Annotated in this window: 13 protein-coding genes; 2 read left to right on the top strand and 11 right to left on the bottom strand. The window is 66.5% G+C overall.

From position 1 onward, the window contains the following. Positions 1-178: 178 nt before the first annotated feature. Complete coding sequence (locus tag JQC81_RS26525; RefSeq protein WP_203274796.1) at positions 179-1,357, bottom strand: acetyl-CoA C-acetyltransferase; 1,179 nt, start codon at positions 1,355-1,357, stop codon at positions 179-181. Positions 1,358-1,581: 224 nt separating this feature from the next. On the opposite strand from JQC81_RS26525, the gene phaR reads away from it, so the two are divergent. Beyond that, on the top strand, positions 1,582-2,157 hold the full coding sequence (gene phaR / locus JQC81_RS26520; protein WP_203274795.1) for a polyhydroxyalkanoate synthesis repressor PhaR: 576 nt from the start codon (positions 1,582-1,584) through the stop codon (positions 2,155-2,157). A gap of 9 nt (positions 2,158-2,166) precedes the next feature. Here the strand turns inward: phaR and JQC81_RS26515 are convergent, their stop codons facing one another. The 3 genes from JQC81_RS26515 to mtgA all read right to left on the bottom strand — a co-directional run bounded on the left by JQC81_RS26515 (position 2,167) and on the right by mtgA (position 5,137). Further along, positions 2,167-3,801 (bottom strand): EAL domain-containing protein, encoded by a 1,635-nt coding sequence (locus JQC81_RS26515; RefSeq protein ID WP_203274794.1) that lies wholly within the window; start codon positions 3,799-3,801, stop codon positions 2,167-2,169. Between the two features lie 209 nt (positions 3,802-4,010). Continuing rightward, positions 4,011-4,196 (bottom strand): 50S ribosomal protein L32, encoded by a 186-nt coding sequence (gene rpmF, locus JQC81_RS26510; protein ID WP_036358586.1) that lies wholly within the window; start codon positions 4,194-4,196, stop codon positions 4,011-4,013. A 149-nt stretch (positions 4,197-4,345) separates the two neighbouring features. Next, positions 4,346-5,137, bottom strand: coding sequence for a monofunctional biosynthetic peptidoglycan transglycosylase (mtgA, locus tag JQC81_RS26505; RefSeq protein WP_246520680.1), 792 nt, complete (start codon positions 5,135-5,137; stop codon positions 4,346-4,348). Here mtgA and JQC81_RS26500 point away from each other — a divergent pair. Next, positions 5,136-6,062 (top strand): polyprenyl synthetase family protein, encoded by a 927-nt coding sequence (locus JQC81_RS26500; RefSeq protein ID WP_203274793.1) that lies wholly within the window; start codon positions 5,136-5,138, stop codon positions 6,060-6,062. The two genes, mtgA and JQC81_RS26500, sit on opposite strands and share 2 nt — an antisense overlap. Before the next feature lie 6 nt (positions 6,063-6,068). On the opposite strand, the gene JQC81_RS26495 is transcribed toward JQC81_RS26500, so the two are convergent. From JQC81_RS26495 to JQC81_RS26465, 7 genes are all read right to left on the bottom strand, one after another. Further along, the gene (locus JQC81_RS26495) at positions 6,069-6,743 is read right to left on the bottom strand and encodes a nitroreductase family protein (protein WP_203274792.1); all 675 of its coding nucleotides are present in this window, start codon (positions 6,741-6,743) and stop codon (positions 6,069-6,071) included. A gap of 49 nt (positions 6,744-6,792) precedes the next feature. Beyond that, positions 6,793-7,422, bottom strand: a complete 630-nt coding sequence (locus JQC81_RS26490; RefSeq protein ID WP_246520679.1) for a GNAT family N-acetyltransferase — start codon at positions 7,420-7,422, stop codon at positions 6,793-6,795. Between the two features lie 68 nt (positions 7,423-7,490). Next, on the bottom strand, positions 7,491-9,437 hold the full coding sequence (locus tag JQC81_RS26485; protein WP_203274791.1) for a potassium transporter Kup: 1,947 nt from the start codon (positions 9,435-9,437) through the stop codon (positions 7,491-7,493). A 182-nt stretch (positions 9,438-9,619) separates the two neighbouring features. Next, complete coding sequence (gene ispG, locus JQC81_RS26480; protein ID WP_203274790.1) at positions 9,620-10,906, bottom strand: flavodoxin-dependent (E)-4-hydroxy-3-methylbut-2-enyl-diphosphate synthase; 1,287 nt, start codon at positions 10,904-10,906, stop codon at positions 9,620-9,622. A gap of 166 nt (positions 10,907-11,072) precedes the next feature. After that, entirely contained in the window at positions 11,073-11,576 is a 504-nt protein-coding gene (locus JQC81_RS26475; protein ID WP_203274789.1) for a Fur family transcriptional regulator, read from the bottom strand. Positions 11,577-11,745: 169 nt separating this feature from the next. Further along, on the bottom strand, positions 11,746-12,396 hold the full coding sequence (locus JQC81_RS26470) for a class I SAM-dependent methyltransferase (protein ID WP_203274788.1): 651 nt from the start codon (positions 12,394-12,396) through the stop codon (positions 11,746-11,748). After that, a complete protein-coding gene (locus JQC81_RS26465; protein WP_246520678.1) occupies positions 12,393-13,544 on the bottom strand; it encodes a glycosyltransferase family 4 protein in 1,152 nt (383 codons plus the stop codon). The genes JQC81_RS26470 and JQC81_RS26465 overlap by 4 nt, the downstream gene beginning before the upstream one ends. Positions 13,545-13,581 lie beyond the last annotated feature (37 nt).

Genomic DNA, 13,581 nt, shown 5'->3' with positions numbered 1-13,581 from the left:
GTGCCGCCGGTGACCAATGCAACGCGCGCCATGCTGTTTCCTTCCCAGGACCGTTCTGCGGATCTCTCAAGGATCCATTCGTTGTGAGACGGCCGATTCAGACCGTCTCACAACATAGCTTACGATATGTGGCAGAACGTGGAAGGGTGAAGCTCCGTAATTTCCCTTACGAAGCTTCTTATCTCTCAAGGCACATGGCAACGCCCATGCCGCCGCCGATGCACAGGGTGGCAAGACCCTTCTTCGCATTGCGGCGACCCATCTCGTGCAGCAGGGTCACGAGCACGCGGGCGCCCGATGCGCCGATGGGATGGCCGATGGCGATGGCGCCGCCGTTCACGTTCACGATGGACGGATCCCAGCCCATGTCCTTGTTGACTGCGAGCGCCTGCGCGGCAAACGCCTCGTTGGCTTCGACGAGTTCGAGATCCTGCACCTTCCAGCCGGCCTTCTCCAGGGCCTTGCGCGAGGCAGGAATCGGGCCCGTGCCCATGATGGCCGGGTCGACGCCGGCGGTCGCCCAGGAGGCGATGCGGGCGAGCGGGGTGAGGCCGCGCTTCTGGGCTTCTGCTTCCGTCATCAGCACCACGGCGGCGGCGCCGTCATTGATGCCCGAGGCATTGCCGGCCGTCACCGTGCCGTCCTTCGAGAAGGCGGGGCGGAGCTTGGCGAGCGCATCGATGGTCGTTCCAGCGCGGATGTACTCGTCCTGATCCACCACGGTGTCGCCCTTGCGGGACGACACGGTCACGGGAGCGATCTCGTCCTTGAAGCGGCCTTCCTTCTGCGCCGCCTCGGCCTTGTTCTGCGAACTGAGGGCGAACTGGTCCTGATCCTCGCGGGTCAGCTGCCAGCGCTGGGCCACGTTCTCGGCGGTGTTGCCCATAGGATAGCCGTGGAAGGCGTCGGTCAGGCCGTCCTTCATCATGGTGTCCACGAGCTTGAAGTCGCCCATCTTGGCGCCGGAGCGCATATAGGCCGCGTGGGGGGCGAGCGACATGGATTCCTGACCGCCGGCCACGATGATGCCGGCGTCGCCATTGGCGATCTGCTGCATGCCGATGGCAACCGAGCGAAGGCCCGAGCCGCAGAGCTGGTTGAGCGCCCAGGCGGTCTTTTCCTGCGGCACGCCGGCCGCCATGGCAGCCTGGCGGGCCGGGTTCTGGCCCTGGGCGGCCGTGAGGATCTGCCCGAGGATCACCTCGTCCACGTCCGAGCCGTCGACCTTGGCGCGCTCGAGGGCCGCCTTGATGGCGATGGCGCCGAGGTCATGGGCCGGGGTGTTGGCGAAGGCCCCGTTGAACGAGCCGACGGGGGTGCGCGCCGCTCCGACGATGACGATGCTCTCTTGGGCCATGCCTCTCTCCTGTGCTGATCCGTGTGGTGCTGGACTGAATGTAGTGCTTGCTCGATGAAAGCCCCAGAGGGTGGGATGTCAAGGATAGGATCGTTCGACCCGGTCTCAAGAAGCCTTAGACTTTTGGCGCTTTGCACCTCTGTTATAAGGCCTATAATCAAGGAAGGCCGACATCCTGAAGGGTGCCGGGCCCGGTGGATTTCCCAGGAGCGTATCGGGACAACATGGCGACGGACAAACAACCGACGGTCATCAAGAAGTATGCCAACCGCCGCCTCTATCACACGGGCACCTCCACCTACGTGACGCTGGAAGATCTGGCCGGCATGGTGCGCAAGGGCGAGGATTTCGTGGTCTATGACGCGAAGTCCGGCGAGGAGATCACCCGGTCGGTCCTGGCCCAGATCATCTTCGAGCAGGAGAACAAGGAAGGGCCGAACCTCCTGCCCGTCACGGTGCTGCGCCAGCTGATCCGCTTCTACGGCGACAGCATGCAGGCCCTGGTGCCGAGCTATCTCGAATTCTCCATGAACAACCTGTCCCAGGAGCAGCAGAAGCTCCGGGAGCAGATGGCGCAGGCCTTCGGCCCTTCCGCCTTCCAGGCCATGGAGGAGCAGGTGCGCAAGAACATGGGCTTCTTCAGCGAGGCCATGCGCATGTTCTCGCCCTTCCCGCAGGCGAACGGGGGCGCACCCGAGACGAAGCCTGCTCCCAAGGGCGAGGGGTCCGACGAGCTCAATACCTTGAAGCAGCAGATGGCCGACATGCAGGCCAAGCTCGACAAGCTGGCGAGCAAATAGGCCGATGCGCTAGCCCCGCGCCTTCTTCAGCATCTGCTGCAGCGGCGACGGCTGCACCACAGTCTCGGGCTCCCCGAACAGCCCGCCCTGCAGGTAGTCCACGCCCCAGGCGGCGAGCAGCCGGGCGGTCGCCTCGTCGTCGACCCATTCGGCCGCAATGGCGATGCCCATATGCTGAGCCCGGTCGACCAGGGTGCGCACATGGAGCCGGTCGTCCGTGGAGCGCTTGAGCGGCTGGATGAACACGCCGTCGATCTTGAGGAGATCGATCGGCAGCACCCGCAGATGGGCCGGCGGCACGTGGCCTGCTCCATAGCCTGTGAGCGCGATGCCGATGCCGAGGGCCTTCATGGCATGGAGCCGGCCGAGATTGCGCCGGCACTGCACGAGGGCGATCTCAGGAATTTCGAGCACAAGCCGCGCCTCGATGCCCGGACGGGCGCCGAGATGCGCGGCCAGCATCGGCAGCCATTCGGCGTCCTGAAGGGTCCTGGATGAAACCGGCAGCGCCAAGCGCTGATCCGGATTCCGGGCAAGGTGATCGGCGGCCAGTTCCAGCATGCGCCCGTCGACGAGCAGGGGAACGTTCGCCTCCTGCAATGTGGGTGCGGGGCCAAGGGGAGTGATGCGCCCGTCGGCTCCGGCCACGGAGGCGCAGGCGTGAGCCAGCATCGGCGCACGGGTCTGCGCATCCACCATGGGCTGGCAGGCCAAGGTCAGGCTGCGGTCGTTGAGGGCGGCAATCCAGTCGAACGGCGTCTGCTCGGCGATGCGCGTGGGCTTGGCGGAGCGGGGCTTGTAGAGAGCCGAGGCCTCATTCCGCTCCGTGGCGGCCGCCAGAGCCTGCTCCGCGAAGCGCAGCAGCTTGGTGGCCTTGAAGGTGTGGTCCGGCGCGCAGGCCGCGCCCAGGCGCAGCGACGGTCCGGCCGGATGATCCTGCAGAAGCCCGTGCAGGCGGTGCATGGCGCCTGCGACGTCCGCAGCCGCACAACAGGTGAGAGCAAGAGCGAAGCGATTCGGCCCGAGCGCCGCGAAGAGATCGTGGCGGCGCATCATTGGACGAACGTGGCGGGCAATTTCCGCCATCTGGTCCGCTTCGTCCCCGTCGAACGCCCCGACGACCAGGGTGCAGGTCTGGGAGACGCGCACAGCCTCGTTGATGGCGTCCTGAATGCCGCACAGAAGCGCCGAGCGCTCCTTCAGCCGGGCAGGCAGAAGATCCCGGGCGCCGGAGGCGGGGTCGACGCGCAGCTGGCCCCGCGCGAAGGCGGGTCGGCCCTGCACATCCGGGTGCCAGCGGCCGGCATCTTCGATCATGACGACCCGGTCGGGCTCAAGCCGCAGGGCATAGCGGGTTTCGTAGGCGCGGTGAGGGGGCTCTGCCGCCGCGATGGCGTCCTGGCGGGCGAGGCCACAGCCCGGCTCGATCAGCTGGGCGAAGGCCTGACCGGTCTTCGGCAGGTCCCTCGATGAGAGCCCAAGAGCCTCGGCCGCGCCGGGACCCCAGGTTAGGGTGTCCGTCACCATGTCCCAGGCATAGAGCACGCCGGCAATGGATGGGCGGGAGACGGCAGCCTGACTCTTACGCGGCAGCCGGGAAGCTCCCTTGAACAATCCCATCGGGCCTTGCCGCTTCGCTGCCATCACGCTCACCCTTGGACATACGCACAGATCCAGGATGGCGACGCATGGGTCGCAGGTCGGGCCGGTCCTGGAGAACAAGGGAGCAGGATCCGCCTTCAGGCTTAATGAAGGGTAAAATGCGTTGGAAAATCAGGAGCCTTGGGGATTGCGGGCATAAAAAAACCGGCGCTCAAGGCGCCGGCTTTTGATACTCGCATGCCGCGTGAAGATTACGCGTCAGCCTTCACCTTCAGGACCTGACGGCCACGGTACATGCCGGTCTTCAGGTCAACGTGGTGAGGACGGCGCAGCTCGCCGGAATCCTTGTCCTCGATGTAGGTCGGGGCCTTCAAGGCATCGGCGGAGCGACGCATGCCACGCCGCGAGGGCGACGTTTTTCTCTTAGGAACGGCCATTTCTCGTCTCCGGTAAAAAAGCGGAGCGCCCGCTCAACCGGGGAACGCTCACATCTCAAACTTGATGAGGTTGCGCCTCATACAAGGTCTGGGAGCAAATATCCAGCCCCCCTGGCGCATTCGGCCTGTTTTTCATTGCCGCAGGGGGCTCAGGACTTCAGGCAATCGGTGAAGGGCGCGGCCCTCACCATCCGCACCTGGAGCTGACCGGCCAGCGCCCGGTGCCCCGGCCTCGGCCGGGCCGGGTTGCGGACCAGGGGATTGGGCAGGGCGCGGGCCAGGAGGGCGGCCTCCCGGGCGTTCAGGTTCCTAGCCGACTTTCGGAAGTATGTCTGAGCGGCAGCTTCCGCCCCGAACACGCCGTCGCCCCATTCGGCGATGTTGAGATAGACCTCCATCATCCGGCGCTTGGACCAGACCAGGTCGAGATAGAGCGCCACCGGGATCTCCAGGCCCTTGCGAATGTAGGAGCGGCTCGGCCAGAGGAAGAGGTTCTTGGCCACCTGCATGGGAATGGTCGAGGCGCCGCGGGCCGGCCCATCCCCGTCGGCCGCCTCGACGACCTCCCGGAGGGCGTCCCAGTCCACGCCGTTATGCTCGCAGAACCGGCTGTCCTCGGCGGTCAGAACGGCAAGCGGGAGGCTGGGCGCGATCTCGTCCAGGCTGACGAAGCTCCGCTCCACGGGCTGCAAGGTGAGCCAGCGGCCGAGCATGAGGGTCGAGGCCGGCGGCACGGCCCAGTACAAAAGCCCTAGCCAAAAGACGGCGCCGACCCATAAGAGAACGAGACCGAGGCCGAACGTGACGATGCGGCGGAGGAGGCGCCCAGCCGTCATCGGCTTCCCGGGCCGTCCCGACCGCAGCGTCCATTTCGGCGTCGATCGTTCACCCACGTTCCCCTCGGGCGGAGCGGCGGCCCCACCCGAATCCAGGCTCATCATGATGCCATCTACCCCTACTTTCACGACGCGGCTCTCCGAGGCCGCGAGAGCTGTCGAAGCCAGTCTCGAAGCCTTGCTATCAGACAAAGCCGCTCCCGGCGAGATTGCCCGGCCGCCCCGGCTCATGGCCGCCATGCGTCATGCGGTCCTCGGGGGCGGCAAGCGCCTGCGCCCGTTCCTGACCATCGAGGCGGCGCGGCTTCTCGGCGTGGGAGGGCAGGGGGCCTTAAGGGCCGGCTGCGCGGTCGAGCTCCTGCACTGCTATTCGCTGGTGCACGACGACCTGCCCTCCATGGACGACGACGACCTGCGCCGGGGCCGTCCCACGGTGCACAAGGCCTATGACGAGGCCACCGCCATCCTCGTGGGCGATGCCCTCCAGACCCTGGCCTTCGAGGTTCTCGCAGAGCCCGCCACCGCGGCTGATCCGGCCGTTCGCTCCGACCTCGTGCTCGGCCTCGCCCGCGCCTCGGGTCTCGGCGGCATGGTAGGCGGCCAACTCCTCGACCTCTCGGCGGAAGGCCGCTACGGGCTGGCGGAGCTGGGAGAGGCGGATGTGCGCCTGCTCCAGATGATGAAGACCGGCGCCATCCTCACCTTCGCGGTGGAGGCGGGGGCGATTCTCGGCAAGGCCGATGGTTCGGTGCGCCGGAGCCTGCTCGACTATGGACGGGCCCTAGGCGCCGCCTTCCAGGTGGCGGACGACATCCTCGACCGCGAAGCCTCGGCGGAAGCGCTCGGCAAGCGCACGGGCAAGGACCAGGAGAAGGGCAAGGCCACCCTCGTGGATCTCCTCGGCATGGACGGCGCCCGCCGCGAGTGCCGGGATCTTGTGGAGAAGGCGCACGCCTCCCTCGACCGGTTCGGCCCGGAGGCCGACACCCTGCGCGAGGCGGTGCGGTTCGTGGTCGAGCGGCAGGTCTAACCTGCCTCAGATCCAGGAGGCGATTGTCTCCAGCGGCTTCTTGATGCCGCCGTGAACCGGAACCCGGCAATCCTCGGCCGGGTAGCCCACCACCAAGAGAATGTAGGGCTTCTCCGTGTCCGGCCTGCCGCAGATCTCGTTGAGAAAGCCCATGGGGCTCGGCGTGTGCGTCAGCGTGACGAGGCCCGCCTCGTGCAGGGCCGTGATCAGAAAGCCCGTGGCGATGCCCACCGATTCCGGCACGTAGTAGTTCTTGATCCGGCGCCCGCCCGGTCCTTCGCTCGACCGCTGCCCGAAGATGGCGATCAGCACCGGGGCGGTTTCCAGAAACGCCTTGTGCTCGTCCGTGCCGAGGGGCGCGAGGGCATCGAGCCATTCCTGCGGCGCGCGGCCGTTGTAGAAGTCGCGCTCCTCGACCTCCGCCTCCTCGCGGATGCGCCGCTTGGCCTCCGGGCCGGTGATCACGGTGAAGTGCCAGGGCTGGAGATTGGCGCCGGACGGCGCGGTGCCAGCGGCTAAAAGCGCATACTCGATCACATCCCTCGGTACAGCCTTGTCAGAGAAATCCCGCACGGTGCGTCGCCGGCGAATGGTTTCGTAGAAGGCGCGGGTGCGATCCACCATCTCCTCAGGCGGATAGGAACGGTAGGTGCTCAGAGGTTCGAGAACCGGCTTCGTCATGCGATGCTCCAGGGGGATCGACAAGGTTTCGTTAGATCACCGGCAGACCTCACCCCGCAAGGGACACGGTCGTATCGGCGCCCGCGTCCGTCGGCACCCAGAACTGGAGCTTCACGTGTCCGGGGCGGGCCTTGTGCGGGACCGTGCCGTCAGGCACGCCGCCATTGGCGAGGATCACCTTGCGCGAGGCCTCGTTGTCGTCGTCGCAGGTGATCAGGACCCGCGAAAACCCTTCCTCACGGCAGACGGGCAGGATCATGCGCAGGGCCTGGGTGGCATAGCCGCGCCGCTGCTTCCACGGCACGATGGTGTAGCCGATATGGCCGTAGGCGGTGGGCGGCAGCTCTTCCGTGCCGCGCTGGAAGCGGAATCCGATCCGGCCGCAGAATGCGCCGTCGCTGATCCAGAAGTCGTGCGCGGGCAGGCGCGCAACCTCCCGCCCGTCGGCCAGGCGGATCATCGGGCTGTTGTAGAGGTCGTGCAGGAAGCGCTCGGGATTGCGGCGCAGTTGCCGAAGCTGCTCGCGGCTCACGTCATGGTCCGTGTTTGGCGACCAGCCGCGGGCAAGGGCGTCTTCGTAAGCGGGCAGCCAGTCAAGGCTCGGGCGGATCAGGGTGATGTCGGTCATGGCGGCTCGAAGGTGACATCGCGCCGCCACGAGGGCAACAGGATCGCGCATCGAACGATGCGCTCACTCAAGAAAGGGCATCGGACCCAAAAGTGCAAATCCACTTTTGGGTCCGATGCCTACACCGTCACCTGCGTGCCGACCTCCACCACGCGGCCCGTGGGGATCTGGAAGAAGTCCGTGGCGTCGCTGGCCGATTTCGCAAGGCCGATGAACAGCTTGTCCTGCCAGAGCGGCATGCCCGACTGGCTCGCCGGCCGGATCGAGCGCCGCGACAGGAAGAACGACGTCGCCATGATGTCGAACTTGAAGCCCTGCTTGCGCAGGATCGCCAGCCCACGCGGGATGTTGGGCGTTTCCATGTAGCCGTAGCTCAGGCGGATGCGCCAGAACGAGTCGCCCACATGCTCGATGGAGACGCGGTCCTCGTCCTCCACGCGCGGGATGTCGGCGCTGTTGACCGTGAGAATCACGTTCTTCTCGTGCAGCACCTTGTTGTGCTTGAGGTTGTGCAGGAGCGCGGCGGGCGCGGTGTCCGGATCGCTCGTCAGGAACACCGCGGTGCCCTTCACCCGGTGCGGCGGGCTCTTCTCCAGCATCTGCACCAGCTCGACGAAAGGCACGTCGATCTTGCGGGTCTTCTCGAACAGGATCCGGGTTCCCTTCACCCAGGTGAACATGACCACGAAGAACGTGCCGGCGATCAGCAGGGGCACGTAGCCGCCGTCCAGGAGCTTCACGAGGTTCGAGGACAGGAACGTGAGGTCGATGAGCAGGAGGGGGATCATCACCAGCCCGGTCTTCACCGGACCCCAGCCCCAGCTCCGGCTCATCACGATGCAGGCGAGCAGCGTCGTGACCACCATGGTGCCGAACACCGCAATGCCGTAGGCGCTGGCAAGGCTGCTCGACGACCCGAACAGGATTACGAGAGTCACGACGGCGGCGAGCAGCAGCCAGTTCACGCGCGGCAGATAGATCTGCCCCTGGTGGGTCTCGGACGTGAAGCGAACCTCGAGGCGCGGCAGGATGCCGAGCTGAACCGCCTGCCGGGTCAGGGAGAAGGCGCCGGTGATCACGGCCTGGCTCGCCACGATGGTGGCCAGGGTGGCCAGGATCACGAGCGGCAGGAGCAGCCACGGAGGCGCCAGCAGGAAGAACGGGTTCGCGATGGTCTCGGGATTCGACAGGACGAGGGCGCCCTGGCCAAGATAGTTCAGGGCGAGGGCCGGAAAGACCACCGTTCCCCAGGCCATGCGGATCGGCTTGCGGCCGAAATGGCCGAGATCCGCATAGAGCGCCTCCGCTCCGGTCACCGCAAGACAGACGCTTCCGAGAATGGCGAAGGCGGTTCCCGGATGGGTGACCAGGAAGGACACGCCGTAATACGGGTTGAACGAGAGCAGGACCTCCCAGTCGTCGGCAATATGCAGGAGGCCAAGGCCGGCCATGGTCACGAACCACAGGAGCGTGAGCGGGCCGAAGAAGGCCGCCACCTTTCCAGTGCCGCGGCTCTGGGCTGCAAAAAGTGCAATGATGATCGCCAGGGCGCCCGGCAGAACATAGCTCTCGAAGGAGGGGGCGACGAGCTTCAGGCCTTCCAGAGCGGAGAGCACGGAGATGGCCGGCGTGATCGCGGCGTCGCCATAGAACAGAGCTGCTCCGGCCATGCCCATCACGAGCACGGGCAGGCTTCGGCGACCGAGGGCGAGCTGCGTCAGGGCGACGAGCGTCAGGGAGCCACCCTCGCCCTTGTTGTCGGCCCGCAGCAACAGGATGACATATTTTGCCGTGACCGTGAGGATCAGGGCCCAGAGCAGCAGCGACAGGATGCTGATCACGAGCTCGCGGGTCAGGTCCACCGGAACGCCATGATGCCCTCCGGTGGCGGCTGCCACCGTCTCGCGCATGGCGTAGAGAGGGCTGGTGCCGATATCCCCATAGACGACGCCGATGGCGCCAAGGGTCAGGGTCCAGAAGCTCGCCTTGTGGTGGCTTTCCGGAAGGGTCGCCTCTGGGACTGCGGAATCCGCATGTCCGGGGGCGACAGCGTGCTGTTCTGCCATGGGTGTTTTTCTTTGCGGATGTGTCCGCGGACGGCCCTTGTTCAAGTCATCTTGCAATCGACGAAGGGCGCCCTGCTTAAAGAGCGCGGCGGCCGTCATTGCCGGCGCGGCAGGCTTCTAGCACATCGCGCCCGAGCTTAAAACGGAATTTCTCTCAGGGTTCCACGGTCCAGCTTATCGCCTCATTCCGCGGCATCGCGACCGGGCTGGCCGTAATTTTTGTCGATGTAGTCGATGACGATCTTCTGGAAGTCCTGGGCAAGCGTCGGGCCGCGCAGGGTCATGGCCTTTTTGCCGTCGATGAAGACCGGAGCCGCCGGCTGCTCGCCGGTGCCGGGAAGCGAGATGCCGATATGGGCGTGCTTCGATTCGCCCGGCCCGTTCACGATGCAGCCCATCACGGCCACGTTCAGGTTCTCGACGCCCGGATGGGTGCGGCGCCATTCCGGCATCGAGGTGGAGATCCAGGTCTGGATGTCGCGCGCCAGCTCCTGGAAGACCGACGAGGTGGTGCGCCCGCAGCCTGGGCAGGCGGCTACCAGAGGCACGAAGGTGCGGAACCCCATGGTCTGGAGCAGCTCCTGGGCCGTCTTGACCTCGAGCGTCCGGTCGCCGCCGGGCTCTGGCGTCAGGGAGAAGCGGATCGTGTCACCGATGCCCTGCTGGAGCAGGATGCCGATGGCGGCCGAGGAGGCCACGATGCCCTTCGAGCCCATGCCGGCCTCGGTGAGGCCGAGATGGATAGCGTAATCGGAGCGGCGGGCAAGATCCTGGTAGACGGCGATCAGGTCCTGGACGGCCGAGACCTTGGCCGAGAGGATGATCCGATCGCGTCCGAGACCGATCTCCTCCGCGCGAGCGGCCGACAGCAGGGCCGACTGGATCATCGCCTCGCGGGTGACCCAGCGCATGTCGCGCGGGTTGGCCGAGGCCGCGTTCTCGTTCATCAGGTGGGTGAGCAGCTCCTGGTCGAGGGAGCCCCAGTTGGCGCCGATGCGCACCGCCTTGCCGTGCCGGATCGCCTGCTCGACGATCGCGCCGAACTGCCGGTCCTTCTTCTCCTTGAAGCCCACATTGCCGGGGTTGATGCGGTACTTGGCGAGTGCCTCGGCGCAGGCCGGGTGATCGGCCAGCAGCTGGTGGCCGATATAGTGGAAGTCGCCCACCAGGGGCACGTCCACGCCGAGCCGGTCGAGCCGCTCGCGGATCTTCGGCACGGCGGCTGCAGCCTCGTCGCGGTCCACCGTGATGCGCACGATCTCCGAGCCCGCCCGGGCCAGCGCCGCCACCTGGGCGACGGTGGCATCCACATCCGCCGTATCCGTGTTGGTCATGGACTGGACCACGATCGGAGCGCCGCCGCCGACCATGACGGAGCCGACGCGCACGCCCACCGTGCGGTGGCGCGGGGCGGGACCTGCGGGGATCTCGGATGCGGGATCGGTCTCAGGAGACGAGATGAAGGACATGCTGCAACCCACGACGACAGCTCCGGGCTGCCGCCGTTTAGCTGATGCCAAACACCCTCTTCGTCAAGCGCGGCTTAGAGCATCGGCCCCAAAAGTGGATTTGCACTTTTGGGACTAAGCTGATGCTTCCAAGGGAGAAAGCGCTCGTAGAGCGAAAGCTCACGGGTCAGTGAACATCCTGGCAATGGGGGCACCGGCCGGTGATCTCCAGGGCGCGGGCCAGGGGCTGATAGCCCTGCGCCGTCAGCACCCTGCGGACGGTCTCCGCCACGTTGGGGCAGGCGATCTCGGTGGCTTCGCCGCAGGCCTCGCAGATCAGGAACGCTGCGGTTCCATGGCTGCCGGTGCTGGCGATGTAGGCGTTCCGGCTCGCGAGGCGGTGGGCCAGGCCCTGCTCGATCAGGAAGTCAAGGGCGCGATAGACCGTAATGGGGGCCATTCGGCGCCCTTGGGAGACGAGGGCATCCGCCAGATCGTAGGCCCCGAGCGGCTTGGCTGAATTGAGGAGCACCTCGAGCACGCGCCGGCGGATCGGGGTCAGCCGGACGCCCTTGGACCGGCACAGGGCTTCGGTTTCTGCCAAGGTCTTCGCCGTGCCGGAGGCCGGAGAGGCCTGGAAGCGGGTGCTTTCGCCCGGAAGGCGGTGCTGCAGGGAAGGAGCGTGGACCATCGGGATCCCTCTTCGAGTTAGGCTGAAGGTTGAAAGCGATACGGCGCCACACCTGCCAAATCAGGCGCATCCACCTCGTTCATTTATGTTATAACAGTGCCTGTTCTGAGAGGTAAACAGCAAAGTCGATTCTTTGGCGGTCAAATATGAGAATGGCCCAGGCGCTGGATTACGGCTGCCGGAACCGCCAGACGCTCGACTTCTTGATGTCGGAATCCTCAAGGGTGCGGGTGACCGGCACCTCATACACGGCCAGGTTCTCAAGCCGATCCTTCGGCAGATAGCTGCGCCCCGGATCGCCGATCAGCACCGTCGCTCCACGGTTGCTCAAGGTGAGCAGCCACTGGGTCACGCGGGCGGCGAGATCGTGCTCGTAGCAGATGTCGCCCGCCAGCACCGTGTCCCATCCCCTGTCCTGCCCGACGATGTCGGCGGCCATCGGGGTGACGGCCACGCCGTTGGCTTCCGCATTCACCCCGATGGCCGCGATGGCGAAGGGGTCGATGTCGCAGGCGGTAACTTCGGCGGCTCCGGCCTTCATGGCCGCGATGGCGACAAGGCCCGACCCAGAGGCGAAGTCGAGCACGCGCCGGCCACGCACCGTCTCGGGGTGATCGAGGATGTAGCGCGCCAGCGCCTGGCCGCCGGCCCAGGCGAAGGCCCAGAACGGCGGCGGAAGGCCGATCTCGCCGAGTTCTTCCTCGGTTTTCTGCCACAGCTCCGTGGCCTCATCGGCCACATGCAGGGCGATCTCCGGCGCGTGGGGCACGGGGCGAAGCCGGGTCTCGGCGAGAATGAAGGCGACCGGGTCGACGATCATGAAGCCAGCATGGAGCGGTACAGCTCTTTGACGCTCTCCATCACGTCCCGTTCCGTGAAGCCGTCGAGAACCCGCGCGCGGGCGGCCTCGCCCATGCGGGGGACGAGGTCGGGCTGGCCTGACAGGCGCAGCAGGGCCTCGGACAAGGAGGCGGCATCGCCCGGCGGCACGAGCAGACCCTCGACGCCATCCCGCACGAGGGTCCGGCAGCCGGGCACATCCGTGGTCACGATGGCGCGGCCGCAAGCTGCCGCCTCCAGCAGCGTGCGCGGCAGGCCCTCGCCGCCCCGGGAGGGCAGGCAGGCGACATGATGCTCCCGCCAGACGCCCGCGATGTCCCGTGTCGCGCCATGCCAGGTAATGCCGGACTCTGCGCTCCAGGCCTTCAGGGTCGCTTCGGGAATCGCCTTCGGGTTCGACGGGTCGGGAGCGCCGTAGAGGGAGAGCTCGATGGGTGCGCCTTTCGCCTGCGCCGTGCGCACCGCCTCCACGGCTACATCGATGCCCTTGGACCAGAGCATGCGGGCGACCACCGCGACCTTGAGCGGCGGCTGGGCCGGCAGGGGCTCGGGCTTGAGGATTTCGGGATCCACGCCGGCGCCGCCGAGGATGGTGACGCGGGCTCCCATCGGATCGAGGCCGAGGAGCTTCGGATCGTCGGTGTTCTCGAAAACGTAATGGGTCCGGCCTGTCTGAAGGCCGCGCATCAGCAGACGGATCGCCCGCTGCGACAGGCGCCCGACCGTGTCGGTCCGGGCACCGATGAACCCCAGGCCTGTGAGCGCATAGACCCGCCGTCCGACCCCGGCCAGGGTGGCGGCAAAGCCGCCGAGCAGGATGCCCTTGAGAGCGATGCAGTGGACGAGATCGGCCTTCTCGGCCTTGAGAATGGCCGCCAACTGGCCGGAGGCATCGCCCATGGTGATGGGGTTCAGGCTGCGCCGCTCGATGTCGAGCGGCACGACCTTGGCGCCCAAGGCCTCGATGATCTCCCGGTGTGCGCGCACCCGCGTGACCACCGTCACGGCAAGCCCCAGTTCGCGGGCCGCTCTGACCATGGGCAGGAAATGGGAGGCGAAGAACCAGTCCTCGGTGACGACGAAGACGAGTTTGCGGCCTTGAATGTCAGGAGAAGGAGAGGAGGACAAAGGACGACCTGAGTGAAGCAAGGCGCCCTTGTAACCT

The sequence above is a fragment of the Microvirga arabica genome (assembly GCF_016811235.1).
GTDB lineage: Bacteria > Pseudomonadota > Alphaproteobacteria > Rhizobiales > Beijerinckiaceae > Microvirga > Microvirga arabica.
Note: the sequence above shows the minus strand (reverse complement) of the source record. Positions and strands in the feature narration are given on the sequence as shown.

Excerpts from the sequence above, each read along its gene's own strand:
- JQC81_RS26525 (WP_203274796.1), bottom strand. The coding sequence starts at position 1,357 with ATGGCCCAAGAGAGCATCGTCATCGTCGGAGCGGCGCGCACCCCCGTC.
- phaR (WP_203274795.1), top strand. The coding sequence starts at position 1,582 with ATGGCGACGGACAAACAACCGACGGTCATCAAGAAGTATGCCAACCGC.
- JQC81_RS26515 (WP_203274794.1), bottom strand. The coding sequence starts at position 3,801 with ATGGCAGCGAAGCGGCAAGGCCCGATGGGATTGTTCAAGGGAGCTTCC.
- rpmF (WP_036358586.1), bottom strand. The coding sequence starts at position 4,196 with ATGGCCGTTCCTAAGAGAAAAACGTCGCCCTCGCGGCGTGGCATGCGT.
- JQC81_RS26500 (WP_203274793.1), top strand. The coding sequence starts at position 5,136 with ATGATGCCATCTACCCCTACTTTCACGACGCGGCTCTCCGAGGCCGCG.
- mtgA (WP_246520680.1), bottom strand. The coding sequence starts at position 5,137 with ATGATGAGCCTGGATTCGGGTGGGGCCGCCGCTCCGCCCGAGGGGAAC.
- JQC81_RS26495 (WP_203274792.1), bottom strand. The coding sequence starts at position 6,743 with ATGACGAAGCCGGTTCTCGAACCTCTGAGCACCTACCGTTCCTATCCG.
- JQC81_RS26490 (WP_246520679.1), bottom strand. The coding sequence starts at position 7,422 with ATGCGCGATCCTGTTGCCCTCGTGGCGGCGCGATGTCACCTTCGAGCC.
- JQC81_RS26485 (WP_203274791.1), bottom strand. The coding sequence starts at position 9,437 with ATGGCAGAACAGCACGCTGTCGCCCCCGGACATGCGGATTCCGCAGTC.
- ispG (WP_203274790.1), bottom strand. The coding sequence starts at position 10,906 with ATGTCCTTCATCTCGTCTCCTGAGACCGATCCCGCATCCGAGATCCCC.
- JQC81_RS26475 (WP_203274789.1), bottom strand. The coding sequence starts at position 11,576 with ATGGTCCACGCTCCTTCCCTGCAGCACCGCCTTCCGGGCGAAAGCACC.
- JQC81_RS26470 (WP_203274788.1), bottom strand. The coding sequence starts at position 12,396 with ATGATCGTCGACCCGGTCGCCTTCATTCTCGCCGAGACCCGGCTTCGC.